This window comes from Streptomyces sp. NPDC051776 (assembly GCF_040681345.1).
Classification (GTDB): Bacteria; Actinomycetota; Actinomycetes; order Streptomycetales; family Streptomycetaceae; genus Streptomyces.
This window is the reverse complement of record NZ_JBFAYQ010000011.1, coordinates 146,385-171,074: the sequence shown is the minus strand read 5'-3', so window position 1 is coordinate 171,074 and position 24,690 is coordinate 146,385. Positions and strand designations below refer to the sequence as shown.

Below are 24,690 nucleotides of genomic sequence, written 5' to 3'. Positions count from 1 at the left end.
AACCGACGAGTCCATCCTGCCCACCGAACTCACCGCATAGCCTCAAAACGAGATCACCGAGTGGCCGTCGATACACCACTCCAGCGGACGTGACCCACGGAAGGTCGTGCCTCGCGACCGTCTGCCTCGGCTGTAGACGCGCCCTTGAGGTATGCCGGCCCGTCACGAGGGACCCAGGGGCGGGACAACCTCCAGTTGCTGGAGGAAGCCGAGCACGTCCTTGTCGGACCACTTCTCCGCGAGCCTGCCGTGCTCGATGCGGTGGACCACGGTGGCCGTCATCGACAACTGATTGCCGGTGGCCGGGATACCGGGCAAATCGCGCTCGTGGACACCGACTCCGCGTAGACGGGTGACGACCTTGTCGCCTTCTGCGATCTGGTCCTCGATCTCATGGGTGCCCGGTGTCGCCTCCCAGAAGAGGCGAAAGGCCTGCTTGAGACCCTCGCGGCCGGCCCCCAGCCCCGGGAACGGCGGCGGGGAGTGGTCCACATAGTCCTCCGCAACGAGCTCGTCCATGGCCTCCAGGTTCCCTCGGTCGATCTCCGCGTAGAAACGGCGCACCAGTTGCTTGTTCTCCTCGGTGGACATAACGGAAGCGTGAGGGGCGGGAACCATACGGGAAGAGGTGCCACGCCCCGCGCCGCAACGGGTTCACCCTCGCGGTGTGGCCGCGGGAGCAGATGCTGGTGTCCACCCGGGGCCCGCCGCGCCGGTCCTCGCCCCACTGAAGGTGGGACGCAGAACCCGGACAGCCGAAGGGCGCCGCGTTCGACCCCTTCGAGCCGTGTGGTCAAGTCCGCCGAATGCGGCGTAACTCGCTCAGCAGTGGCTGGCCGGGGGGTTGTGCCCGGATGGGGCGGGGATGGTCGAGACGGTCGACCCACGGTTCGGCCGACGAGGGCCTACAGGTGCTCCCACCGCTCAGGCAGCCGCCCCGAGTCCGTGGTACGCGGGCCGGGGGCCCCTCTCGCCGATCCAGACCACCCACGAACGTCCAGCCCGTCCGGGGGTTGGTGCGAACACCTGCGTGACGTGGGCTTCTTGCCTTTTCGTTGGCCGGGCGTCCGAGAGTTCCCGCTGGCGAGGAGTGGTGGAGTGCGTAAGGTTGCGGCCGCGACAGCGGTGGTCATGGCGATGGCGGGTGTGACGTCCTTCGGCGCGGCTGCGGCGTTCGCGGACAACAAGCCGGGCGGAGCCACCGTCACCGGTGGCTCCGATACCGGAACAGATCTTGACCTGATCCAGGACAACAGCGCCCAGGAAGGCCGGCTGAACAGCCTCTGCGGCCAGCTGAACAACGGATCCCTCTCCCCGGAGGGAGTGCGGACGAGGGGGCGGTGCCTCAACCATGACGGATCCGTCAACGTGTTCGCTCACACCCGGTCCAAAGGTGCCCACGTCGAAAGCGGCTCCGGTGGCTTGAGCGCCGTCGACGAGTTCAATCAGCAGAACATCGCGCAGAAGGGCCGGCTGAACAACGCCTGCGCCGACCAGAACGACTTCAATCCCGATGTTCTCGAGGGCAGTCGGCTGGACAGTGATTGGCGCAGCAAGGACCGTTCGTTCAGCAAGCGCACACTGTTCACCGGTGGCGGGGGCCAGGTCGAAGGCGGCAGCGCCGTCACCACCGTGCAGCAGCAGAACATCGCGCAGGACGGTCGGCTGAACAACGCCTGCGCCGACACAAGCGTCAACTTCGTGTCCCCCACCATCGAAGGCGGTCGGGCGGGCAGTGACTGTCGCAACAAGGACGGTTCCTTCAGTAAGAAGGTGTTGGTCAAGGGCGGGGGTGCCCGCATCGAAGGCGGCAGCTCCAGCCGCATCATCGTTGAGCAGGGGAACATCGCGCAGGAAGGCCGGCTGAACAACGCCTGTGCCAACCTTGAGGACTCCGACCTTGAGGTGACCGGAAGTCGGGTGGACACCGACTGCCGCAACACGGACCGTTCCTTCAACAAGAAGATACTGGTCAAGGGCGGGGGTGCCCGCATCGAAGGCGGCAGCACGACCGAGGTCGATAGCACCGTGGAGCAGCAGAACATCGCGCAAGATGGCCGGCAGAACAACGCCTGCACCAACTTCAACCAGCCGGCCTTTGATGTGAACGGCGGCCGGACCATCTACGAGTGCGGCAACAAGGACCGTTCCTTCAGCAAGCTCGTGCTGGTCAAGAGCCGTGGCGCCCACGTCGAAGGCGGCTCCAGCACCGCCGGCGACGTGAACCAGCAGAACATCGCGCAGGAAGGCCGGCAGAACAACCACTGCGCCAACCCCAACAACTCGATCATCACCGTGAACGGTGGCCGGTCGCGGGTCGGCTGCAAGACGGTGGACCACTCCGCGAATCTGGGCACCGCAGAGATCGGCCGCGGAGCCAAGGCCGAAGGCGGCTCCAGCACAGCAGCCGGGGTGTTCCAGCAGAACATCGCGCAGGAAGGCCGGCCGAACACCAACTGCGCCAACCCCAACGACACGGACATCAGCGTGAACGGTGGCCGGTCGCGGGTCGGCTGCAAGACGGTGGACCACTCCGCGAATCTGGGCACCGCAGAGATCGGCCGCGGAGCCAAGGCCGAAGGCGGCTCCAGCACAGCAGCCGGGGTGTTCCAGCAGAACGTTGCGCAGGAAGGCCGGCAGAACATCAACTGCGCCAACCCCAACAACCTGTCGCTCACCGCCACGGGCTCCACCAACACCGCCCAGTGCTCGGCCGTCGACAGCTCCCGCAACATCGGCTCGGTCCACCGGTAGGTCGGACCGCACGGGTCAGCCGCCCCCCGCGAAAGCACGGTGGCTGGATCTTTGATGAACCAGAGGCGGCGGCCCCCTCATTCAGGGGGCCGCCGCCTCTGTGCGCGGTGGGGCTGCAATTCGATCGTGAAGTCGGCTCCGCCAGGCGTTCGACTGGCGGCGGGAGGGCAACGGGGGTCAACCGGCCTTCCGGGCTTCTCAGCTCCTGCCAAATGAAGATCCACCATCTTGAAGTCGCTGGTCGCGGGGCTGGTGTGAGTCGCTGATCGTGTGCTCGCGCTGGTCGCGGGTGCTTGTCGGAGCTCAAGATCATTTGCCGTGTCGGCGAGCGCGGATTTGTGGATTCCCCGGCGTGTGTGAGGCGGATATCCGTACGATCCGGGCGGGAGGTACTTCAAGGTGGCCCAGGATGCGGAACCGGACCTTCGTGAGCTGATCACGGCTCGCAGGGCCGAACTGGAGGTGCAGGCTGAAAAGTTGAGCCTGCAGCTGCAGGAGGTCCGTGACGAGCTGGAGGAACTCGCTGTCGCCGAGCGGGTCGCGCGCCGGCTGGCCGAGCAGGTGCGCGCCGAAGCCGTGCAGACCGTGGCACCGCCCGCCGGGCAGGCCGCGGGCCGTTCGGTGTGGGCGGTGCCGCCACGCGAGCGGTGCATGGACGAGACGGTTCTGCCCGCGGACTACCAGCGGATCATGGACGTGGTGCGGCGGGCCGACGGACCAAAGTCATGGTCAAGCAGGTCTGCACTGAGCTGGGCATCTCCCTGGAACCGGCCCGCTCGGAGGCGATGCGCGCGAAGCTGAACCGGCTCGCCGAGCGGGGCTGGCTGCGCAAGCTCGCCGACGGGAAGTTCACCACGGTGCTGTGAGCGTGCCGGGACGCCGCCGTCATGCGGTGCGGGCCGTAACGTCCGTGCCCCTGGCGGCAGTTGATAGTTCATGTCAAAGAAAACCAGCTCCGCCAGGGGCACTGAGACGGTTCTCTACCAGTCGAGTCTCGCCCTGTCCACGGCCACCCTGAGCCTCCTCGGTGACCTGCGGCGCGGCCATCTGAAGAAGATCGGATCGCGGTGGCGCAAGCTGCCGCCCGGACAGATCGCCACGATCGTGCTCGCCGTTCTCCGTCATGACCAGCGGCTCGCCGACATGCCGGGCGGCAACGACGTCTCCGCGACCACGGTGCGGCGCTGGGTGCTGGAGGTGATCGGCCTGCTCGCCGCGCGGGCCGAGCGCCTGGACCGCGCGCTGAAGAAGGTCGCCCGAAAGGGTGGCCACGTCGTGCTCCTGGACGGCACCCTGATCCGCACCCGGCGCCGCACCAGAGCGGACAACCGCCGCAACTACAGCGGGAAACACAAGGCCCACGGCCTGCTCTTCCTTGCGCTCACCGACGAGCGGGGCCGGCTGTTGTGGCTGTCCGCGGCCCGTCCGGGACGCTCCTCGGAGATCACCACGGCCCGCTACAACAAGCTCGTCGAACGCCTGCGGGCCACCGAACTCGGCGCGATCGGTGACCTCGGCTTCGTCGGCCTGGACGACGAGCCGGACGACCGGTGGTCATCACCGGCTACAAGGCCGCCCGCACGAAACCCCTCACGTCGGCGAAGAGGCCGGTCAACAAGCTGATCGCGTCCGTCCGCGCGGTCTGCGAACACGCCTTCGCCCACCTGAAGAACTGGCGCATCATCACCAAGTTGCGGCTGTCGCCCCGTTACGCGACCACGCTGCTGCGGGCGCTGCTCGTGCTGCCCCGAGCCGAAGTCGTCTCCTGACAGACGATCTTGGGGGCAGGCGACGGCCCACGACCAGTACGAGTACAAGATCGGCGACTTCCGCGTGGGTTCCGCGCCCGACCGGCAGTACGCCGGACACGGCCGCACACCCGGCGAATCTCGTCCCGCCCCTCTTTCGCCGTCCCGCCGTCCTAGAGTCGTGTGCATGGCTTCCGAACAAGGGACCGTACGGGTCGACAGCTGGATCTGGTCCGTACGGCTCACCAAGACCCGTTCGCTGGCCGCCACGGCGTGCCGCGGCGGGCACGTCCGCGTCAACGGCGAGCGCGTGAAGCCGTCCCACGCGGTGCGGGCCGGGGACGAGGTGCGGCTGCGCCTCGCCGGGCGGGAGCGGATCGTCGTCGTCTCACGCCTCGTGCGCAAGCGGGTGGGCGCGCCCGTCGCCGTGCAGTGTTACGTCGACAACAGCCCGCCACCGCCCGAGCGCATCAGTCCCTCGGAGGTCGGGCGGCGCGACCGCGGCGCGGGGCGGCCGACGAAGCGCGACCGGCGGGAGCTGGAACGGCTGCGCGGCCGCGGCGGTGCCCCCGGCGAGGATGGCCTCGGAGACACCTGACGCATCGGCCAGCGGCGGCTCGGGCCGGTCGGCCTTGCCGCTGCGTTCGCTTCCTGCCGTGCAGATCGTCGCTCCGGACCGGTCCGCCCTCCTTGCCCCGGGCCCGAGCCGTCCGCCCGCGGCGTCATCCTTTCGTTCCGTCACCGTCCTGCCCGTCGTTCACATGCTTGAGCACCATGCGCGCCGAGACGCGGGCCGGGCCTTCGAGGGAGTCCCAGAAGGCGTGGGTGCTCACGAACACCGCGAGCTCCAAGTCCCGGTCCAGCAGCGTCCTGACGTTCATGTGGTCCTCATCGCGCCAGCCGTCCGTGTACTGCGGCAGCCGTCCGTAGAGCGCGCTGAGCTCGTGCCGCACCCGGTGCAGCTCCTGTTGCGCCTTCAGCAGGTCCTCGGGGAAGTCGTAGGTGTCCGCCACGCTCGTAATAGTACGTGAGTTCGAATGCGGGAGGGTGGGATACCGGTCCGCGGCGGCGTCATGGGTGCGCGGGGCCGGGAAGCGAGAGGCGGCGAGGCCTGGGGGCTGGTGCGAGCGGTTCCTGGTCAGCCCCGGTCGAGGTCCTTGATCTTGATGAAGCGGCGGTCCGTGGTTGACGGACCGTCCTTCGTCCCGCGCAGGATCCAGTAACCGCCGTCCATGCGCGTCTCGTGGAGGCCGACCGTGCCGACCGTGCCGATCAGCAGCTCGGCTCGCCCGTCGGTATCCAGGTCGGCCAGGTGCATGTCCCAGGCGAAGTGGTCGTCGTAGGCCGAGCGCCGCGGGGGGAGGCCGATCGCGGATCGGTCGATGGCGATGGTGCGGGACGCATCGGATGCGCTGAGGCCGTCCTTGCCGCCGAGCAACACCGTCACCTGGTCGTTGCGGTGGTTCTTGCTCCGGGACCGGGCGACGATGTCGTCGCAGCCGTCGCCATTGCTGTCGCCGACCACGCGAGTCGCCCACAGCTTTCCGAACCCGCCGGAGGCGGGCCTCCCCCTCCCCGGGCCCTTGCCGCTGCCGTAGACGGCGATGGGCTCCTCGTCGCCGCGTTGGGCGAGGATGTCGTCGCGGCCGTCGCCGTCGAAGTCCCCGGCGGCGATGGGGCTGGTCCCCTTTTCGGTGATGCCCGGTGCGCCGGTGATGCCGGGTACCGCCCCGGCGGCCTTCAGTCCTCGGGCCGTACCCCGGTAGAACGTGGCATCGAGGACGTCTTGAGGAATGCCCTCCTCGAAGCGCACGTCCTCCTCGTCGTACTCGGCCTTGGCCACCAGATCGTCCCGGCCGTCGCCGTCGAAGTCACCGACGACGGTGCCGGCTATGGACGCCCAGCCGTCGTAGCCCACGTCGAGGGCCGAGGTGGCGCGGGGCGCGCCGCGGTCGCGGTTCAACGGCCCGTGCAGCACTGTGGCGTACTGCGGTTTGCGGTCGGCCTCGCCGTTCGAATCGGCGGCGAGGGTCAGCAGGTCGAGGGCGCCGTCGCCGTCGAAGTCCCCGGCGGCTGTGGCCGGGTGGACGTCGGCGGGGAGCTTGGCGGCGCCACTGGGGCCGTCGGGGCCGCCCCAGATGACGTGCTGCTCGGGTGTCAACTTCTCGCCGCGCAACACCATGTTGCTCACGACGACATCGGCGTGGCCGTCGTCGTCCAGGTCTCCGGTGAACTGCGTCGACCCGTCGTCGGCGAACGGAAAGGGGGTGAGCGAGGGGTTGGGCTCGACGTAGCGGCCCGTGAGGCGGACGGCCGCGCCCGGCTCCGTACCGCCGGGTGCGGCGAAGACGATGAATCGGTTGTTGTGCCACTCGGCCCCGCTCTTCGGGTCCTTGTCCCAGTTGTTGATGACCGCGTCGGCGTGTCCGTCGCCGTTGATGTCATCCCGGTTGACCGGGCCGCGGTCCCGTTCGGCCGAGGAGCGGGCCGACGGCGCGGGCCCGCCGTCGCCGCCGGCCGAACAGCCCACCAGCAGCAGGGCGGCCGCGCAGAGAAGGGCCGCCGGGATGGTGGCACGGAGGTGGGCAGACGCATACATGGGGCAAAGCCTTCCGCAGTGCCACTTACAGGCCGGTAACGGCAGGGTCAGGATCGCGGATCGATCGAGACGAGCGCTTCGGCCGTCGAGTCCTGTCAGGTGCAGTGCTGGGTCAACGCTCTCGAAGAGGAATGGCCGTCCCTGGGGGCCCGTCCCTGGGGGGTCGTGCGTGACCGGGGAGAGTGTGACCGGGCGACGTGCACGACCGGGGAGTGCGGTGACCGCGCGACGTGCGTGATCGGGCGACGTGCCTGACCGGGCGACGTGCCTGACCGCGCGACGTGCGTGACCGGGGGACCGTGCATGACTGGGGCCCTGCACGACCGGTGGGGCGGAGCCCGATGCGCCGGCATCCGAGCCATCACTACTGGCGCAGGCTCAGCACGAGGTCGCGCGGCAGACCGAGGGTGTCGTGGAGGTAGTGGAAGTCCTCTTCGCCCAGCGGGCCACGGAACCGTGGCCGGGCCAGGACCTGCCGCCCGTGCTTCAGTAGCCGGCGGAACCGGCGCTCCTCCTCGACCAGCACCCGGCGTACGTCCTCCGGATCCACTGCCTGGCGGAATTGGTCCAGGGTGTGCCGGAACAGTTCGTACGGCAGGTCTCCGAGACCGCGCGACGGGTCGTCCCGCCACAGCGCGGTGAGCACCCGCCGCACCAGCCGGCGCAGCACGTAGCCGCGACCGGTGCCGGCCGGGCCCACCCCGTCCCCGATCACCACCATCGCCGAGCGCAGGTGGTCGCAGACCAGCCGAAGCGATGGTTCGTCCAGCTGCCATAGTCCCGGTACGAGCCGGCGCCAAGGGGCGAAGACATCGCACTCGAACACGGACGTCCTGCCCTGTAGCACCGAAGCCAGCCGTTCCAGGCCGAGCCCGGTGTCGACATTGCGCTGGGGGAGCGGCACGAGGGAACCGTCCGAGAGCCGGCGATAGCGCATCATCACGTGGTTCCACAGCTCCACCCAGCGGTCGTCACCTGTCGGCGGCGACTCCGGCGGGGTGTCACCGGTCCACAGGAAGATCTCCGAGTCGGGACCGCACGGCCCGGTCGGTCCGCTGGACCACCAGTTGTCCTCGACGGTCAGCTCCACCGGTACCCCTTGCTCCTGCCAGAACTCCAGGGAAGCGGTGTCCTGGCCGATCCGGCCCTCGCCGGCGAAGACAGTGGCATGCAGCAGACCCGGATCGACGCCGAGTCCGTCGATGAGCAGCCCGTAAGCCCAGTCGAGGCTCAGCGGGCCTTCGTAGTCGCCGAGCGACCAGGTGCCGAGCATCTCGAAGACCGTCAGATGGGTGGAGTCGCCGACCTCCTCCAGGTCCGTGGTGCGCAGACAGCGCTGCACATTGACCAGCCGTCTGCCGAGCGGATGCGGGCGCCCCTCCAGGTACGGAGTGAGCGAATGCATGCCCGAGGTGGTGAACAGCACCGGGCCGCCGGGCGGTGGCAGCAGCGTCGAGCCGGTGATCCGGCGGTGGCCGAGTTCCTCGAAGTATTCGACGAACGCGCGGACGATCCGATCGGTGTTCATGGGGTGGCTCCTTCGCGTGCACAGCGGAAGAGGCACCGGACAACGCGTCCGCAGGATCGTCAGAGCCGGGGCGGGAACGTCACGGAATCACCGGCGGACCGTTTCCGGTCGCCGGGTGGAAAGGGAGGACGTACGTCAGGCGGCGGCAACCGGCGAGCTGGTCGCTCGCGCGGTCGCGTTGGTGCTCGGGCCCATGACGTTCATGGGCCGACGATAGTGCGTCCCAGCGGCACGGGGCACCCGGATTTTCCGCCGCGCAGCCGTCTCGGCCGGCCCCAGCCGAGAGTCCGAAGGGCCAACGCGCAGTGCTCGTACGCCCGTTCGCCGGCCCACGGGCCCGTTACCACGTATAACCGGCGAGATCAGAGACACCACGGACTCGCCGGCATCGCCCGACGTCGATCGGTGAGCGACGCGCGGTGACTCCCGGTGACCGTTGCCCTCGAAGGTCGTCGGTCACGTAGGCGCTGACCTGCGGCAACTGAATTCGGCGGCGAGGATGCGGAGGGGTTTGGCTCCGGCGGGGCACCCGGTCCCTGGTGTCCCGCGGCGATGTCACATCCGCAGCGCCCGTGTCCGTCCCCGGGACAGCAGCCCACCACGCGACAGGCGCAAGCGGAGACGCGGACGCCGACACGCGGAAGGAGCCCACCATGAAGGTTTTCGTCACCGGCGCCACCGGCGCCATCGGCACGCAGCTCGTGCCCGAGCTCGTCGACGCCGGCCACACGGTCGTCGGCACCACCACCACCGAGGCCAAGACCGCCCGGCTGCGCGAGGCCGGGGCGGAGCCTTTGGTGCTCGACGTGCTGGACGCGGCCGCGGTGCGGGAGGCGGTGGATCGCGTGCGCCCCGAGGTGATCATCCACGAGGCCACCGCGCTGGCCGGCAACCTGGACCTCCGCAAGCTCGACCAGTCCTTCGCGCTCACCAACCGGCTGCGCACCGAGGGCACCGACAACATCCTGGCGGCGGCTGCGGCGGCCGGGGTGAGGCGCGTCATCGCGCAGAGCATCGCAGGGGTGCTGTGTGCCCGCACCGGAGGCCCGGTCAAGACGGAGGAGGACCCGATCGACCCGGCACCGGTGCCTGGCAGCGAGAGGACGGCGGCCGCGATCCAGTATCTGGAGGACGCGGTGACCTCGGCGCCCGGTGTCGAGGGCATCGTGCTGCGGTACGGCGGCTTCTACGGCCCCGGCACCTCGCTCGAGCCCGGTGGCGAGCAGTGGGAGATGGTCCGCAAGCGCCGGTTCCCGGTGATCGGCGACGGCGGTGGGATCTGGTCGCTGATCCACATCGCGGATGCGGCCCGCGCCACCGTGGCGGCCGTCGACCACGGCGCCCCCGGCATCTACAACATCGTGGACGACGAACCGGCCCGTACCGCCGAGTGGCTCCCGTTCCTGGCCCGGACCGTGGGCGCGAAGCCGCCCATGCGCGTGCCGCGCTGGATGGGCAGCCTGCTGGCCGGAAAGTTCGGGACCGCACTGTCGACCGAGGCACGTGGCGCGTCGAACACCAAGGCGAAGCAGGAGCTCGACTGGAAGCCGCAACACGCGTCGTGGCGGGACGGTTTCGTCGAGATGGCGCGAGGGTGATACGAGGCTGAGTCCGCCCGCCGGCAGGAACCGGTGCCCGTCCCGTATCTGCCGTCCCACCTGCCCCCGTGGGATGCTGGTCGCGTGACCCCAGCGGACCTCGTCCGGCTGCGCCGGGCCCGTGACGCGATGGACCGCGACTACGCGGAGCCCCTCGACGTCCCCGCCCTCGCGCGCGTCGCCCTCATGTCGCCCGGTCACTTCTCCCGTAGCTTCCGCGCCGCCTTCGGCGAGACCCCGTACAGCTACCTGATGACCCGGCGCATCGAGCGGGCCAAAGCCCTGCTGCGGCGGGGCGACCTCACGGTGACCGACGTGTGCTTCGCGGTCGGATGTACGTCCCTGGGGTCGTTCAGCTCACGCTTCACCGAACTGGTCGGCGAGAACCCGAGCGCCTACCGGGCCCGCCGTCACGACATCGGCGCCGCGATTCCCGCGTGCGTTGCCAAGATCCTCACGCGACCGGTCAGGAATGGAGAAGCCCGTCCGGTCCCTCCGTCCGTACCGTGAAAGGCATGGAACTCAAGCTTTCGCACTGCTTCATCGCCGTCGACGACCACGACAAGGCGCTCGCCTTCTACCGCGACATTCTCGGCCTCGACGTACGGAACGATGTCGGATTCGAGGGAATGCGCTGGGTGACCGTCGGACCGCCGTCCCAGCCGGACCTGGACATCGTCCTCGAACCGCCCGCAGCGGATCCCAACGCATCGCCCGCCGACCGGTCGGCCATGGCCGAACTGCTCGCCAAGGGCATGCTGCGCGGCGTCATCTTCGAGACGGACGACTGCGACGCCACCTTCGAACACATCCGCGCGGCCGGCGGCGAGGTGGTCCAGGAGCCGATCGACCAGCCGTACGGCGTGCGCGACTGCGCGTTCCGCGATCCCGCAGGAAACCTGCTCCGGTTCAGCGGCCCGCGGGCCCATTGAGTCGCGGCCACCCGCCCGTCCCGCCGTGGTGCCGCTCCGCATGGATCCGGCCGGTCACGCCGTGGAGATCAGCACGCGCCTGTACGTGACGGACGGGCTCTTAAGGCGCGGCGGTTTCCACGAACCCACCGCCGTACGGCCGTTGCCGCTGCCGCCGCCTGGCGGGGCACCGGTCCCGCGGCACCGGTTACGGGGTTACGGGGTTACGGGGATACGGGGTTACGGGGTACCGGTTGCGGGGTTCACGGGGTCACGGGGGTCACGGCTTACCGTCACAGGTGGTGCTGACCCGTCCTGGTGATGTGCGTGATCTCGCCGGTGCCGCCGAGCTTCACGGGCTCGACGACGATGTAGTCGAGACGCTCCAGTGAGAGAACGGCCTCGTTCACGCTGTCCTCGGTCAGGCCGGTGGCCCCGATGAGATCGCTCGTGTGGGGGTACCGGGGCGGCTTGGTGTCCAGGAACGCGTCGATGGCGCGCAGGACAGTGCGCTCGGTCTGCGTGATGGGGGCCTCTCCGAGCTGTGTCGGATCCGCCGGGTCCATGGGGTCCGCGGGGACTCCGGGCCCCCGGCGCGCCATCGGGTCCAGGGGGCCGGGTCCGGCGCCGAGGCCGGTGACGTCCCAGTGCTCGGCGGGATCCGTCGGCTCAACGGGTTTCATGGCTGGACCTGTTCGTCGGGCCAGTCGGCGGGGCCTCCGCCACGCCATTCGATGAGGTTCGGATCGTCCAGCTCCACCGCGTTCTCGTCCAGCCCGGCCACGCGCAGGAACTCGATCACGTCCTTCGGCGCGTGCGCCTTGCCGACCGGCTCGCCGCGGATGGTCACGCGACGGGCGCCCCGGTCCGGCGGGTGGACGACCACGGGCGGCTGCTGTCCGTCCATGTTCCCAGCGTGCGGCGGCCCCCGGCGGGTCGCATCCCGGCCGGGGGCCACATATGTACGTACGGTCGCGACCGCGCCCTCCTCCGGAGTCCACCGCGCTGTCCTCCGCAGTGACGCGCCGTCTTCCGTAGAGACGCGCCGTCGTCCTCCGGAGACCACGGCGCCGTCCTCCGCAGAGACGCGCCGTCTTCCGGGAGACACGACTCTTCCGAAGGGATGCGCCATCTTCCGGAGAGAGGCGGGACGTCAGCGAGCGGACACGGCCTTGACCGCCGCCTCGACCGGCACCGTGCCCCCGATCAGCTCCAGGACGAGCCCCACCGTGCCCGGCTCGTGGACGAGTGCGGCGAGGACGGCCGCGACGTCGTCCCTCGGCACCTCTCGTCGCCCCGTGTGCGCGGAGAGGTCGACCATGCCCGTACCGGGGTCGTCGGTGAGTCGGCCCGGCCGCAGAATCGTCCAGTCCAGCCCCTTCCGCGCCCGCAGGTCGTCGTCGCCCGCCTTCTTGGCTCGCAGGTACGCCGCGAAGACGGGGTCGGTGCCCGGTGGCGGCTCCTTGTCCGCCCCCATGGACGAGATCATGAGGTAGCGACGTACGCCCGCTCGCTCGGCAGCATCCGCAACCAGCACTGTCGCGGCGTGATCCACGGACTCCTTGCGTGCGGCGCCGCTGCCCGGCCCCGCACCCGCGGCGAAGACCACCGCATCGGCACCCTGCAGATGAGCCGCGACCTCCTCGACCATGGCCGACTCCAGATCGCAGAGGACGGGCTCGGCGCCCATCGCTCGCAGGTCGTCCGCGTGATCGGGGTTGCGGATCAGACCCGCTGCCTCGTCTCCGCGCGTGGTGAGGAGCTTCTCCAGCCGCCGCGCGATCTGACCGTGTCCACCAGCGATGACAATGCGCATGGTTCCGACCGTACGCCCGGTGCCCCGCGGCACGGCACGGGGACACGGGACCGCGGCCCTTCTCCGAACTTCCGTCAACGCCCGTCAACGCCCGTCAACGCCCGCCAACGCCCGCCAACGCCCGCCAACGCCCGCCAACGCCCGCCAACGCGTGAACTTCCGGCCGCTCCTCGGGAGTTCCGGCTCCGGGCCATGTACCGCTCCGAAAGCGCTCGGCCGCAACGACCGCTCCGTACGCCCACGCACACCCGGGGCGCACGCCAACGCCCCACGCCCGTACGGCTCTTCGGGCAGGCCATGGCGTGAGCCGACCGCGCCGGGTCGGCCAACCGCCCGGGTCGGCCAACCGCCGGGGTCGGCCAACCGCCGGGGTCGGCCAACCTGTCCGGCCCGGCACGCCCCGCCCCCGTCCTCCTTCAGGAGCCGCCCGAGGCCTGCCGTGGCAGGTCCAGCCCCGCCACCGCCGCCGAGTCGCAGTACTCGCGCACCGCGCTCGTCCGCGCCACCACCCGCCCCCGGTGCACCACGATCCGGCTGTACGCCAGGGACAGCACCCCCGCGAGCCCGTCCCCGCGCACGGCGAGCAACTCCGCGGGAAATCCGGCCTCCACGCGCACCCCCGGCAACGCCATCGCCTCGCGCGCGTGCCCGCTCACCGTCTCGTACGCGGTCTCCGGCCGCTCCCCGCCCTGCGCCGTCAGCAGATACGCCGCCTCCAGCGGGTCGCCGCGCCCCACCGGGTTCGCGGTGTCGCGCATCGCCCCGCTGCCCGCCGCGACCCGTACGCCCGCCGCGCGCAGAAGCCGTACGGGTGCGGCGCACGCCCCCGGCGCGGCGCCGGCGGGGGAGCGGCCCGCGCGGGCGCGCTCCTCCGGCCGGGCGCCCTCGGCCCGTTCCCTCCGGGCGCCCTCGGCCCGTTCCCTGCGGTCCCCGGTGGGCGACCGCTCGCCGGGGACCGTCCGTTCCATGGCGCCGCAGCCGCCCTGCGGCAGGCAGACGACCGTGATCCCGGCCGCCGCGAGCTGGTCCGCCGCCCGGCCCGCCACGTCCTGCGGCAGGCGCGCGAGTCCCGCGCACGGCCCGAGCGAGACGCCGGGGCGCAGGCCGCCCGCCATCGCGCACAGCCGCGCGAGCCGCGCCGGATCGTCACCTTCCGTGTGCAGATCGACGGCGCAGCCGTGTTCCGCCGCGACCTCCAGCACCGCCTGGGTGTAACCGGTCGGGTCGGGGTCGAGGTCCGGGCAGCCGCCGACGACCTCCGCGCCCATCCGCACCGCGTCCCGCAGCATCGCGAGGCCGTCGGCGCCCGCCACACCCGTCAGCACGCGCGGCACCGCGACCGCGGACAGTTCGGTCAGGCCGCGCAGCGCGCGCCGGGCGTGCAGGACGGCCTCGAGGGAGCCGAGACCCTGCACGTCCCCGATCCGTACGTGGGTCCGCAACGCCGTGGCGCCGTGCCCGAGCTGCAGGAGCGCGGCCTCGATGGTGCGCCGCTGGACGTCCTCGGGAGCGAACGAGACGGGGCCGTCGGCCTCCGCGGTGAGGGCGGTGTCGCTGTGCGCGTGGGGCTCGGCGGGCGCGGGCAGCAGCAGATAGCCGCCGAGGTCGACCTTCGCCCCGCTCCCCGCGGGACCCGCGCCACGGGCGAGGCTGCCCGCTGTGCCGACGGCCTCGATACGGCCGCCGCTGAGCCGTACGTCCACGGTCCGCCCGTCGATGAGCCGGGCGCCGCACAGCACCAGGGCGCCGGGCTCGGGAGTCGCGCCGTCGCGCTTCGGGGGTTGCTGCGGGTGCTGCGGGTGGCTTTCTGGCATCGCGCTCCCTGACGTCCCTGAGGGGGTGACGCTCCCTGAACGGGTCCGGCGCGCCGCCATGATCACGCAGCGCGGGACGAGCCTAGGGGGAGGCCCGTACGGCATCGCGGAGGAGCCGAATAGTCGTACTGGTGTGGTGGCCTGGCCACCTGGGCAGGAGTCACCGATAGGGATTTCACGTTCGGCGGCCGAGCGTGTAATGTCTTCACCGCTCGCCCCAATAGCTCAGTCGGCAGAGCGTCTCCATGGTAAGGAGAAGGTCTACGGTTCGATTCCGTATTGGGGCTCTGGTGATCCGGCGTCCCGCCTCTTGGCGGGGGGTCAGCTCACTCGAAGCGGCGTAGCTCAGTCGGTAGAGCAAGCGGCTCATAATCGCTGTGTCACCGGTTCAAGTCCGGTCGCCGCTACACCGCGTAGCCGATTGTGGGATCGGTCCTTCAATCGGCTACTCTTTCTGCGTTAATCCACCTGTTCGTCAAGGAGCACTCACGTGGCTGCCACCGACGTCCGCCCGAAGATCACGCTGGCCTGCGTGGAGTGCAAGGAGCGGAACTACATCACCAAGAAGAACCGGCGCAACGACCCGGACCGTCTTGAGATGAAGAAGTACTGCCCCCGTTGCAACTCGCACACGGCGCACCGCGAGACGCGGTAAAGACGACTGACACGCGAGGCCGTCCCCATGCGGGGGCGGCCTCGCGTCGTTGATCGCCGGTGATCGCCCCGCATCGCCGGGCCGCCGGGGGTCGTTGACCGATCCGACGGCGACGAGCGATCGACGGCAACCGATCGACCGCCGGCGACCGAGCGATCGTCGGCAACCGATCGACCGCCGGCGGTCGGTCGACCCGGCATCGACCGGTCGTCGACCGGTCGCCCCGATCATGGACAGAGCATCGACCCAGGAGGTGGCGAGTCATGCCGCTCGACAAGTCCTTCATCGGGCGGTCCTACCCGCCCACCCCGCCGTACGAGGTCGGCCGCGAGAAGATCCGCGAGTTCGCCGAGGCGATCGGTGACGCCAACCCCGTCTATACCGACGCGGACGCGGCCAAGGAGCACGGCCATCCGGATGTGATCGCCCCGCCGACCTTCGCCTTCGCGATCACGTTCAAAGCGGCGGAGGAGGTCATCCACGACCCGGCGCTGGGTCTGGACTACAGCCGCGTCGTCCACGGCGACCAGAAGTTCGCGTACGCCCGCCCGGTGCGGGCCGGCGACCGACTGTCGGTCACGTCGACCATCGAGGCCATCAAGTCCCTTGCGGGCAACGACATCATCGACATCCGCGGCGATGTCCACGACGAAAGCGGCGAGCTCGTGGTGACGGCGTACACGAAGCTGGTGGCGCGCGGCGAAGAGGAGGGCTGACGGCGATGGCGGCGAAGATTTCGTACGACGAGGTCGAGGTCGGCACCGAGCTGCCGGCGCAGGCGTTCCCGGTGACCCGCGAGACCCTTGTGCGCTATGCGGGCGCGTCCGGCGACTTCAACCCCATCCACTGGAACGAAAAGTTCGCGAGGGAGGTCGGGCTCGACGATGTGATCGCCCACGGCATGTTCACCATGGCCGAGGCGATCCGCGTGGTGACCGACTGGGTGGGTGATCCGGGCGCTGTCGCGGAGTACGGCGTGCGCTTCACCAGGCCCGTCGTGGTCCCCAACGACGAGACAGGCGCGGCCATCGAGGTCAGTGGCAAGGTCGCGGCCAAGCTCGAGGACCGTACGGTGCGCGTGGACCTCACCGCCATGAGCGCGGGCCAGAAGGTCCTGGGCATGTCCCGCGCCGTCGTCCGTCTGGCCTGACGCGAGTGGTGGGGGCGTCGGGCGCATCGGCCCGCCCTTTGGCAGCGGACCGCATGACCCGGCTGGGGCCTGAGGCCCGACCGGGGTGTGAGGGGCGGGGTGGGCCCCGGCGCCCTGCCGAGCGCCCGCACCCCAGGCAGGGGGTAAGGGGCGGGGACCATAGGGCCCCGCCCCTTACGCTTGTGCGCGTGCAGGAACTTCACGACGCCCCGCTCGCACCGCTGACCACCTTCCGGCTCGGTGGGCCCGCCACGCGCCTGTTCACCGCCACCACGGACGACGAGGTGGTGGCCGCCGTACGCGAGGCCGACACGTCCGGCACGCCGCTGCTGATCATCGCCGGCGGCAGCAACCTCGTCATCGGTGACAAGGGTTTCGAGGGGACCGCCCTGCGCATCGCCACGACCGGGCACGACATCTCCGGGACGCGGCTGGAGCTCGCGGCGGGGGAGAACTGGTCCGAGGCCGTCGCCCGCACCGTCGAGGCCGGGCTTGCCGGGATCGAGTGCCTCGCCGGAATCCCCGGCTCCGCGGGAGCGACGCCGATCCAGAACGTCGGTGCCTACGGCCAGGAGGTCTCCTCCGTCATCACCGAGGTCGTCGCCTACGACCGCCGCACGGACGAGACGGTCACGATCCCGGGTGCGGACTGCGCCTTCTCGTACCGTCACAGCCGCTTCAAGGCCGACCCCGCGCGCTTCGTCGTCCTGCGCGTCCGCTTCGCGCTGGAGGACGCCGGAGGACTCTCGACCCCGGTCAAATACGCCGAACTCGCCCGCACGCTGGGCGTCGCGCCCGGCGACCGCGTGCCGGCCGCCACGGCGCGCGAGGCGGTCCTCAAGCTCCGCGCGGGCAAGGGCATGGTGCTCGACGCGGAGGACCACGACACCTGGTCCGCCGGTTCCTTCTTCACCAACCCCATCCTCACGGCCGCCCAGCACGAGGCGTTCCTCGCGCGCGTGGCCGACCGTCTCGGCCCGGACGTGGTGCCCCCGGCGTACCCCGCGGGGGACGGCCTCACCAAGACCTCCGCCGCCTGGCTGATCGACAAGGCGGGCTTCACCAAGGGATACGGCACGGGCCCGGCGCGGATCTCCACCAAGCACACCCTGGCCCTCACCAACCGGGGCGCCGCCACGACAGAGGACCTTCTGGTGCTCGCGCGGGAGGTCCGGGACGGGGTGCAGGACGCCTTCGGTGTGACCCTCGTCAACGAGCCCGTGACGGTCGGCGTCACCCTCTGACGCCAGCCCGTCAGCCCGCGCCGTCGGCTCCCACACGTCAGCCCCTGCCGTCGGTTCCCACACGTCAGCCCAAGCGGGACCCGCGCCGCGCCCGGTTGCGCCAGCGCCCGGGCGCGGCGCCCCGTCAGTGCGCGCCCGGCCCTCCAGCCGCTCGGTCCAGTACGCGACCGGGCCGCCTGGGCTCAGTACGCGACCCCGGCCGTCTGGGCCTAGCTAGTACGCGACCCCGACCGCCTGCTGCACCGTCGACGCGTCGTCCGCCATCGCCAGCATCGCGTGCGCCACGTCCGCGCGCCCGATCATCATGCTGTCCCGCGGCGTGGTGGCAAGCGCCTTCCGGTACGAGCCCGTCAGCCGCCGGTCGAGCAGCCTCGGCGGCCGTACGACCGTCCAGTCCGTCGCACTGCGCCGGATCTCCTCCTCCATCACCGCCAGATCCGCGTACTGCTCCCGGAAGGCGGCCTTGACCAGCGGTGTCATCAAGCGCAGCCGCAGCGACTCGCCTTCCGGAGGCGGCCCCACCGGAGCGGCGCTCACCGCCAGGAAGCGCCGGACGCCCTCGGCCTCCATCGCCCGCAGGATGGTGCGCGTGCCGGACGAGGCGATACCGATCTGCTTGCGGGTCCGCGGGCCGAGGCCCGAGAACACCGCGTTCCGTCCCTCCAAGGCCGGGCCCAGCGCGGCCGGTTCCGCCAGCCCGGCCGTCACCACCTCGACGCGGGCCGAATCCGGAACCGACAGCCGGGCCGGATCGCGCACCACCGCCGTCACGCCGTGCCCCGCTGTGAGGGCCTGCCGGACGATCTCCTGGCCGATGCCGCCCGTCGCGCCGAAAACGGTGATTCTCATGTGCGTACCCCCCTTGGGTGGGTAAGTATTCACTCACCCTCTAGGGTGGGTATCCGCTCACCTCACGTCAAGCCAGGTTGGAGCCCCTCATGGAGCCCAGACCGACGCGCACGAGCATCCTCGACGCGGCGGCACGACTGATGCGGTCCATCGGCCTGGCCCGGGCGACGACCAAGGAGATCGCGAAGGCCGCCGGATGCTCGGAGGCCGCTCTTTACAAGCATTTCGCAAGCAAGGAGGACCTTTTCGTCCACGTGCTTGAGGAGCGGCTGCCCCGGCTCGGTTCACTGCTGTCCGAGATCCGGCAGACGCCCGCGGAGCACAGCGTCGAGGAGAACCTCACCCGGATCGCCCGCCGGGCCGTGCTGTTCTACGAGTCGAGCGTGCCCATGGCCGCCTCGCTCTTCGCCGAACCCGCCCTGCTGCGTCGCCATCGCGACGGCCTGCGCAGGCTCGGCGGCGACGCGGGACCGCACCGGCCGCTCGAGGAAATCGCCGCGTATCTGGACACCGAACGCGACGCCGGCCGCATCCGCGCGGACGCCGACACGGAGGCGGCCGCCGCCCTGCTGCTCGGCGCCTGCTACCAGCGCGCCTTCCTTGATGCCTTCACCGAGGAGCCGGCGGCGAGCGAGAACACGCGTGCACGCGAGAACACGCATGCACGCGAGGAAACGCATGCACGCGAGGACACGCAGCCGAGCGACGACCACACCCAACGACGCGAGCACACCCACACCCAGGCGGACGAGGCCGCCGGCGACAGGAACGCCGCCTCCACAGCCCGTCCGCTGGACACGTTCGTCGCCCGCCCGCTGGACGCGTTCGCCTCCGCGGTGGCCCGCACCGTCCTCCGCGGGATCGCCTAGCCGTTGCCCGGCCGTCCTGCGGCCCCTCAGTCCGGTCCGGCGGACCACCTCAGGCCCGTCCTGCGGCCCCCTCTGTCCGGTCCGGCGGACGACCGCAGGCCCGTCCTGCGGCCCCCCCCAGTCCGGTCCGGCGGACCACCGCGGACCCGTCCGGCGGCCCCCCTCAGTCCGCCGCCCACGCGTCGATCTCGGCCAGCAGCCCCGACTTGACGCCCTCCGGTGCCGCCGATCCCCGCACCGACTGGCGTGCCAGTTCGGCGAGTTCGGCGTCCGTGAATTCGTGGTGCGTGCGCGCCAGTTCGTACTGGTCCGCCAAGCGCGCCCCGAAGAGCAGCGGGTCGTCCGCGCCGAGCGCCATGGGGACCCCGGCGTCGAAGAGCGTGCGCAGCGGTACGTCCTCCGGCTTCTCGTAGACCCCGAGCGCCACGTTCGAGGTGGGACACACCTCGCAGGTCACCCCGCGTTCGGCCAGCCGGCGCAGCAGCCGCGGGTCCTCGGCGGCCCGCACACCGTGCCCGATGCGCCCCGCGTCCAGATCGTCCAGGCAGTCCCGGACACTGCCCGGCCCTGACAGTTCCCCGCCGTGCGGTGCCGCCAGCAGCCCGCCGTCCCGGGCGATGGAGAACGCCCGGTCGAAGTCCCGTGCGAAACCGCGGCGTTCGTCGTTGGAGAGCCCGAAGCCGACGATGCCCCGGTCCGCGTACCGCACCGCCAGCCGCGCCAACGTCCGTGCGTCCAGCGGGTGTTTCGTCCGGTTGGCCGCCACGAGGACCCGCATCCCGAGACCGGTCCGGCTCGACGCGCGGTCCACGGCGTCGAGGATGATCTCCAGGGCCGGGATCAGCCCGCCGAGCCGCGGCGCGTACGAGGTGGGGTCGACCTGGATCTCCAGCCAGCGCGAGCCGTCCCGCACGTCCTCCTCGGCCGCTTCCAGCACCAGGCGCTGAATGTCCTCCGGGGACCGCAGGCAGGAACGCGCGATGTCGTACAGCCGCTGGAAGCGGAACCAGCCCCGCTCGTCGGTCGCGCGCAGCTTGGGCGGTTCGCCGCCGCTGAGCGCCTCGGGCAGATGGACGCCGTACTTGTCGGCGAGATCCAGCAGTGTGCCGGGCCGCATCGATCCCGTGAAATGCAGATGCAGATGGGTCTTCGGCAGCCGGCGCAGATCACGATCGGCGGCGCTGCCGCCGGGGTGAGGGGCTGACGTGTCCTGGAGGTTCGGCGGGTTCGGGGGTCGGTCCCCTGAATCGTGCGGCATTGGAAAATCCTGCCGCATCGGCCGGGAGGCCCGGTAGGGGATTCCCTGAACGAGCGCTTGCCCGAAAACGAATGCGGGGCCCCGAGGGGTCCCGCATCGTTCGTCCTCAGCCGTTCTCGGCGCGGCCTGCCGAGCTGTTACGCAGTGGCCTCGCTCAGCAGCTTCTGAATCCGCGAGATGCCCTCGACCAGGTCCTCGTCGCCCAGCGCGTACGAAAGGCGCAGGTAGCCCGGCGTGCCGAAGGCCTCGCCCGGCACGACGGCGACCTCGGCCTCCTCGAGGATGATCTCGGCAAGCTCCACGCTCGACTGCGGCCGCTTGCCGCGGATCTCCTTGCCGAGCAGGTCCTTCACCGTCGGGTACGCGTAGAACGCGCCCTCCGGCTCCGGGCACACGACGCCGTCGATCTCGTTGAGCATGCGCACGATCGTCCGGCGCCGGCGGTCGAACGCGACCTTCATCTCGTCGACGGCCTTCAGGTCGCCGGAGACCGCGGCGAGCGCTGCCATCTGCGCGACGTTCGACACATTGGAGGTGGCGTGGGACTGCAGGTTGGTCGCGGCCTTGACCACGTCCTTGGGGCCGATGACCCAGCCCACGCGCCAGCCCGTCATCGCATACGTCTTGGCCACGCCGTTGACGACGATGCACCGGTCGCGCAGCTCGGGCACCGCGACCGGCAGCGAGGTGAACTCCGCGTCCCCGTACACCAGATGCTCGTAGATCTCGTCGGTGAGCACCCACAACCCGTGCCCGGCGGCCCAGCGGCCGATCTCCTCGGCCTGCTCGCGCGTGTAGACGGCACCGGTCGGGTTGGACGGCGAGACGAAGAGCACGACCTTCGTGCGGTCGGTGCGCGCGGCCTCGAGCTGCTCGACCGAGACGCGGTAGCCCGTCGTCTCGTCGGCGACGACCTCCACCGGCACACCGCCGGCGAGCCGGATCGACTCGGGGTACGTGGTCCAGTACGGCGCGGGGACGATGACCTCGTCGCCCGGGTCGAGGATCGCGGCGAAGGCCTCGTAGATCGCCTGCTTACCGCCGTTGGTCACCAGGATCTGCGAGGCGTCGACCTCGTAGCCGGAGTCGCGCAGTGTCTTGGCGGCGATCGCGCTCTTCAGCTCGGGCAGGCCGCCGGCGGGCGTGTAGCGGTGGAACTTCGGGTTCCGGCAGGCCTCGACGGCGGCTTCGACGATGTAGTCCGGCGTGGGGAAGTCGGGTTCGCCCGCGCCGAAGCCGATCACTGGACGCCCGGCGGCCTTCAGGGCCTTGGCCTTGGCGTCCACGGCGAGGGTCGCGGACTCGGAGATCGCGCCGATGCGGGCCGATACCCGTCGGTCGCTTGCGGACGATGCGGGTGGGGTTGCAGCGCTCATGACCGCCATCGTCGCAGACCCGGCCGCGGCAGGGCATAGGGGTATCGCACGGGGCCCGCAGGGTACGTGTTCGACGCCTGGCCGTGGACCACGTACACTCATGCCCCGTTGGCCTTCACCGGCCGCTCCGTCCTGCGCACTCCGTGCATCCGGGCGGATGCGGTACGTTGGGGGAAACAACAAAGGGTCGTAGCTCAATTGGTAGAGCACTGGTCTCCAAAACCAGCGGTTGGGGGTTCAAGTCCCTCCGGCCCTGCTCCGTACATTCTCCGAGGAATGTGCGCGCAGGTACGTACTGATTGCACCGCCGTGCGGCTCCACCGGGCGCGGCACGGCCACGACCCGGGATTCAGGTGAGGACGAGTGACGGCAGCCCCTGGCTCCACCGCGACGCCTGAAAGCGGTCGTCCCGAGGACGAGGTCGCTGCGCAGAAGGGCCGTCGCGGAGGCAAGCGCGGCAAGAAGGGCCCCCTGGGCCGACTCGCGCTGTTCTACCGGCAGATCGTCGCGGAGCTTCGCAAGGTCGTCTGGCCGACACGCAGCCAGCTCACGACCTACACCACTGTGGTGATTGTCTTCGTTGTCATCATGATCGGCCTCGTGACCGTGATTGACTGGGGATTCTCCGAGGCCGTCAAGTACGTCTTCGGCTGATCCCGCGGAGGGAGTCCGCGGGACGCACCTCCGCCAGTTCCACCCCTTGAAGCCAGGAAGAAGCAGCCACCGTGTCTGACGACCCGAACCTGAACGACGCCACCGAGCCCGCCGAGGGTGACGAGGCTGCGGCGCCGGCCGAGTCGCCCGCTGCCTTCGAAGCGGACAGGGTCGACGACGACGGGATCGACATCATTCAGGCGGCCGACGAGGTCGACCCCACCGAGGCGCTGGACACCACGCCCGACGAGTCCCCCGAGGTGGCCGCGGTCCACGTGGAGGGCGAGGACGCGATCGCCGAGGTCGACGAGGACGCGGAGCCGGAGACCGAAGCCCCCGCCGCCGACCCCGTCGAGGCGTTGCGCGAGGAACTGCGCACGCTCCCCGGTGAGTGGTACGTGATCCACACCTACGCGGGCTACGAGAAGCGTGTGAAGGCCAATCTGGAGCAGCGCGCCGTCTCGCTGAACGTCGAGGACTTCATCTACCAGGCCGAGGTGCCCGAGGAAGAGATCGTCCAGATCAAGAACGGCGAGCGGAAGAACGTCCGCCAGAACAAGCTTCCCGGCTACGTGCTCGTCCGGATGGACCTCACCAACGAGTCGTGGGGTGTCGTCCGGAACACTCCGGGCGTCACCGGCTTCGTCGGCAATGCCTACGACCCGTACCCGCTGACCCTGGACGAGATCGTCAAGATGCTCGCCCCGGAGGCGGAGGAGAAGGCGGCCAAGGAGGCCGCCGAGGCCGAGGGCCGGCCGGCGCCGAGCCGCAAGGTCGAGGTCCAGGTGCTGGACTTCGAGGTCGGCGACTCGGTCACTGTCACCGACGGCCCGTTCGCCACACTTCAGGCGACGATCAACGAGATCAACGCCGACTCGAAGAAGGTCAAGGGCCTGGTCGAGATCTTCGGCCGGGAGACTCCGGTCGAGTTGAGTTTCGACCAGATCCAGAAGAACTAGGCCCGATCATGGGCTGAAGGCGCCCCTACCAGCGGTTTTCCCGCCGGTAGGGGCGTCGCTCATGCGACCGGGGGCGTCTCCGGGCCGTGAGCTGCGCCGACGCACGCCAAGCAGACGTTGGACCCGACGCTGCCGGCTCTTGGCCCCGAGATGGGTCCTCCAGCATCAGATCCACGCGGTTGCGCCGTTGGGGTGGAAAGCGAACCGCGGCCATGACAGGGGAAGACGGGCCCGTGTTGAGGAGGGCGACTGGCTTGGCTGTTCATTGACGCAAGGAGGCTCCGGTGCGGAGACACGCGATCGCAACGGCCACGATGGTGGTTCTCGCCGTAGGGGGATGGGCAGCACTGGGCTCCGGGACGGCATTCGCGGAGACCGGCTCCGACGGGGCGAAAGCCAGGGCGAGTGGGGGTTCCTCAACGGGCGAAGATGTCTTCCAGCAGAACACCGCACAGTCATCCCGGCAGAACAACAACTGCCACCACCCCAACGCGGGGGTCGACGGTGACGAGGTGGCGCTCACCGGTGGCCGGGCAACAGGACGGTGCGTGACCAGCGACGGTTCCCTGACCGCGTTCTCCCGCTTCCACAACGGTCCCGCAGAAGCCGAAGGCGGCTCAACATCCTTGGGCCTGGTGCAGCAGAACACCGCCCAGCGCGGCAGACAGAACAACAACTGCCACAACCCCAACGCCTCGCCCGTCACCGTGGACAGCGGCCGGGTGGACAGCCGCTGCACGGACCAGGACTTCTCCTTCAGCAAGCACACCCTTGTCAAGGGTGGCGGCGCCCGAGCCGAAGGCGGCTCCACCCCGGGCGGCGAGAGTTTCCAGCAGAACGTGGCGCAGGCGGGCCGACAGAACAACAACTGCAACCACCCCAACCTCTCGACCATCAACGTGTCGGGT

At 70.4% G+C, this 24,690-nt stretch carries 26 protein-coding genes, 3 tRNA genes and 1 pseudogene; 19 read left to right on the top strand and 11 right to left on the bottom strand.

Annotation, left to right across the window (positions count from 1 at the left end; translation table 11 throughout):
• Window positions 1-162 precede the first annotated feature (162 nt).
• A complete protein-coding gene (locus tag AB0M26_RS12280) occupies window positions 163-591 on the bottom strand; it encodes an ester cyclase (RefSeq protein ID WP_365258620.1) in 429 nt (142 codons plus the stop codon).
• Window positions 592-1,098: 507 nt separating this feature from the next.
• On the opposite strand from AB0M26_RS12280, the gene AB0M26_RS12275 reads away from it, so the two are divergent.
• From AB0M26_RS12275 to AB0M26_RS12255, 5 genes and pseudogenes are all read left to right on the top strand, one after another.
• The gene (locus tag AB0M26_RS12275) at window positions 1,099-2,754 is read left to right on the top strand and encodes a hypothetical protein (protein ID WP_365258617.1); all 1,656 of its coding nucleotides are present in this window, start codon (window positions 1,099-1,101) and stop codon (window positions 2,752-2,754) included.
• Window positions 2,755-3,479: 725 nt separating this feature from the next.
• Complete coding sequence (locus AB0M26_RS12270) at window positions 3,480-3,620, top strand: hypothetical protein (protein ID WP_365258614.1); 141 nt, start codon at window positions 3,480-3,482, stop codon at window positions 3,618-3,620.
• A 70-nt stretch (window positions 3,621-3,690) separates the two neighbouring features.
• The gene (locus AB0M26_RS12265; RefSeq protein ID WP_365258611.1) at window positions 3,691-4,377 is read left to right on the top strand and encodes a transposase family protein; all 687 of its coding nucleotides are present in this window, start codon (window positions 3,691-3,693) and stop codon (window positions 4,375-4,377) included.
• A complete protein-coding gene (locus AB0M26_RS12260) occupies window positions 4,305-4,523 on the top strand; it encodes a transposase family protein (protein ID WP_365258608.1) in 219 nt (72 codons plus the stop codon). Before AB0M26_RS12265 ends, AB0M26_RS12260 begins: the two co-directional genes overlap by 73 nt.
• Window positions 4,524-4,707: 184 nt before the next feature.
• Window positions 4,708-5,100 (top strand): annotated as a pseudogene (locus AB0M26_RS12255) (RNA-binding S4 domain-containing protein); the annotation flags it as partial.
• Between the two features lie 124 nt (window positions 5,101-5,224).
• On the opposite strand, the gene AB0M26_RS12250 reads toward AB0M26_RS12255, so the two are convergent.
• The 3 genes from AB0M26_RS12250 to AB0M26_RS12240 form a co-directional block, all read right to left on the bottom strand.
• Window positions 5,225-5,515, bottom strand: a complete 291-nt coding sequence (locus tag AB0M26_RS12250; protein ID WP_365258605.1) for a hypothetical protein — start codon at window positions 5,513-5,515, stop codon at window positions 5,225-5,227.
• A gap of 125 nt (window positions 5,516-5,640) precedes the next feature.
• The gene (locus AB0M26_RS12245) at window positions 5,641-7,101 is read right to left on the bottom strand and encodes a VCBS repeat-containing protein (RefSeq protein WP_365258602.1); all 1,461 of its coding nucleotides are present in this window, start codon (window positions 7,099-7,101) and stop codon (window positions 5,641-5,643) included.
• Window positions 7,102-7,465: 364 nt separating this feature from the next.
• Window positions 7,466-8,629 carry an alanine--tRNA ligase-related protein gene (locus AB0M26_RS12240; protein WP_365258600.1) on the bottom strand — a complete coding sequence of 388 codons (1,164 nt, stop codon included), beginning with the start codon at window positions 8,627-8,629 and terminating at the stop codon, window positions 7,466-7,468.
• 653 nt (window positions 8,630-9,282) lie between these two features.
• On the opposite strand from AB0M26_RS12240, the gene AB0M26_RS12235 reads away from it, so the two are divergent.
• The 3 genes from AB0M26_RS12235 (at window position 9,283) to AB0M26_RS12225 (ending at window position 11,159) form a co-directional block, all read left to right on the top strand.
• Complete coding sequence (locus AB0M26_RS12235) at window positions 9,283-10,227, top strand: NAD(P)-dependent oxidoreductase (protein WP_365258597.1); 945 nt, start codon at window positions 9,283-9,285, stop codon at window positions 10,225-10,227.
• A gap of 84 nt (window positions 10,228-10,311) precedes the next feature.
• Complete coding sequence (locus AB0M26_RS12230; protein ID WP_365258594.1) at window positions 10,312-10,737, top strand: helix-turn-helix transcriptional regulator; 426 nt, start codon at window positions 10,312-10,314, stop codon at window positions 10,735-10,737.
• Window positions 10,738-10,742: 5 nt separating this feature from the next.
• Complete coding sequence (locus tag AB0M26_RS12225; RefSeq protein ID WP_365258591.1) at window positions 10,743-11,159, top strand: VOC family protein; 417 nt, start codon at window positions 10,743-10,745, stop codon at window positions 11,157-11,159.
• 272 nt (window positions 11,160-11,431) lie between these two features.
• Here the strand turns inward: AB0M26_RS12225 and AB0M26_RS12220 are convergent, their stop codons facing one another.
• The 4 genes from AB0M26_RS12220 to AB0M26_RS12205 all read right to left on the bottom strand — a co-directional run bounded on the left by AB0M26_RS12220 (window position 11,432) and on the right by AB0M26_RS12205 (window position 14,768).
• Window positions 11,432-11,821: a hypothetical protein gene (locus AB0M26_RS12220; protein ID WP_365258588.1), complete on the bottom strand. Its 390-nt coding sequence runs from the start codon at window positions 11,819-11,821 to the stop codon at window positions 11,432-11,434.
• Window positions 11,818-12,045 (bottom strand): hypothetical protein, encoded by a 228-nt coding sequence (locus AB0M26_RS12215; RefSeq protein WP_365258585.1) that lies wholly within the window; start codon window positions 12,043-12,045, stop codon window positions 11,818-11,820. Before AB0M26_RS12215 ends, AB0M26_RS12220 begins: the two co-directional genes overlap by 4 nt.
• A gap of 246 nt (window positions 12,046-12,291) precedes the next feature.
• A complete protein-coding gene (locus tag AB0M26_RS12210) occupies window positions 12,292-12,954 on the bottom strand; it encodes an SDR family oxidoreductase (RefSeq protein WP_365258582.1) in 663 nt (220 codons plus the stop codon).
• Between the two features lie 416 nt (window positions 12,955-13,370).
• Window positions 13,371-14,768 carry a hydrolase gene (locus AB0M26_RS12205; RefSeq protein WP_365258579.1) on the bottom strand — a complete coding sequence of 466 codons (1,398 nt, stop codon included), beginning with the start codon at window positions 14,766-14,768 and terminating at the stop codon, window positions 13,371-13,373.
• Window positions 14,769-14,982: 214 nt separating this feature from the next.
• On the opposite strand from AB0M26_RS12205, the gene AB0M26_RS12200 reads away from it, so the two are divergent.
• From AB0M26_RS12200 to AB0M26_RS12175, 6 genes are all read left to right on the top strand, one after another.
• A tRNA-Thr gene (locus AB0M26_RS12200) sits at window positions 14,983-15,055 on the top strand.
• Window positions 15,056-15,102: 47 nt separating this feature from the next.
• Window positions 15,103-15,175, top strand: a tRNA-Met gene (locus AB0M26_RS12195).
• 83 nt (window positions 15,176-15,258) lie between these two features.
• Window positions 15,259-15,423: a 50S ribosomal protein L33 gene (gene rpmG, locus AB0M26_RS12190; protein ID WP_189931835.1), complete on the top strand. Its 165-nt coding sequence runs from the start codon at window positions 15,259-15,261 to the stop codon at window positions 15,421-15,423.
• 263 nt (window positions 15,424-15,686) lie between these two features.
• A complete protein-coding gene (locus tag AB0M26_RS12185) occupies window positions 15,687-16,139 on the top strand; it encodes a MaoC family dehydratase N-terminal domain-containing protein (RefSeq protein ID WP_365258576.1) in 453 nt (150 codons plus the stop codon).
• A 5-nt stretch (window positions 16,140-16,144) separates the two neighbouring features.
• Window positions 16,145-16,573 carry a MaoC family dehydratase gene (locus AB0M26_RS12180; RefSeq protein ID WP_365258573.1) on the top strand — a complete coding sequence of 143 codons (429 nt, stop codon included), beginning with the start codon at window positions 16,145-16,147 and terminating at the stop codon, window positions 16,571-16,573.
• A 188-nt stretch (window positions 16,574-16,761) separates the two neighbouring features.
• The gene (locus AB0M26_RS12175) at window positions 16,762-17,817 is read left to right on the top strand and encodes a UDP-N-acetylmuramate dehydrogenase (protein WP_365258570.1); all 1,056 of its coding nucleotides are present in this window, start codon (window positions 16,762-16,764) and stop codon (window positions 17,815-17,817) included.
• A 213-nt stretch (window positions 17,818-18,030) separates the two neighbouring features.
• Here AB0M26_RS12175 and AB0M26_RS12170 read toward each other — a convergent pair whose 3' ends face one another.
• Entirely contained in the window at window positions 18,031-18,666 is a 636-nt protein-coding gene (locus AB0M26_RS12170) for an NAD(P)H-binding protein (RefSeq protein WP_365258567.1), read from the bottom strand.
• Window positions 18,667-18,755: 89 nt separating this feature from the next.
• Here AB0M26_RS12170 and AB0M26_RS12165 point away from each other — a divergent pair, with 89 nt between their 5' ends.
• A complete protein-coding gene (locus AB0M26_RS12165; RefSeq protein WP_365258564.1) occupies window positions 18,756-19,535 on the top strand; it encodes a helix-turn-helix domain-containing protein in 780 nt (259 codons plus the stop codon).
• Window positions 19,536-19,698: 163 nt separating this feature from the next.
• Here the strand turns inward: AB0M26_RS12165 and AB0M26_RS12160 are convergent, their stop codons facing one another.
• Window positions 19,699-20,793: an adenosine deaminase gene (locus AB0M26_RS12160; protein WP_365258561.1), complete on the bottom strand. Its 1,095-nt coding sequence runs from the start codon at window positions 20,791-20,793 to the stop codon at window positions 19,699-19,701.
• 137 nt (window positions 20,794-20,930) lie between these two features.
• The gene (locus AB0M26_RS12155) at window positions 20,931-22,169 is read right to left on the bottom strand and encodes a pyridoxal phosphate-dependent aminotransferase (protein ID WP_365258558.1); all 1,239 of its coding nucleotides are present in this window, start codon (window positions 22,167-22,169) and stop codon (window positions 20,931-20,933) included.
• Window positions 22,170-22,352: 183 nt separating this feature from the next.
• On the opposite strand from AB0M26_RS12155, the gene AB0M26_RS12150 reads away from it, so the two are divergent.
• The 4 genes from AB0M26_RS12150 to AB0M26_RS12135 form a co-directional block, all read left to right on the top strand.
• Window positions 22,353-22,425, top strand: a tRNA-Trp gene (locus AB0M26_RS12150).
• 107 nt (window positions 22,426-22,532) lie between these two features.
• Entirely contained in the window at window positions 22,533-22,823 is a 291-nt protein-coding gene (secE, locus tag AB0M26_RS12145) for a preprotein translocase subunit SecE (RefSeq protein ID WP_365258555.1), read from the top strand.
• A 185-nt stretch (window positions 22,824-23,008) separates the two neighbouring features.
• Window positions 23,009-23,782 carry a transcription termination/antitermination protein NusG gene (gene nusG / locus AB0M26_RS12140; RefSeq protein WP_365258647.1) on the top strand — a complete coding sequence of 258 codons (774 nt, stop codon included), beginning with the start codon at window positions 23,009-23,011 and terminating at the stop codon, window positions 23,780-23,782.
• Window positions 23,783-24,066: 284 nt separating this feature from the next.
• A partial coding sequence (locus AB0M26_RS12135; protein ID WP_365258552.1) for a hypothetical protein occupies window positions 24,067-24,690 on the top strand: 624 nt, incomplete at its 3' end.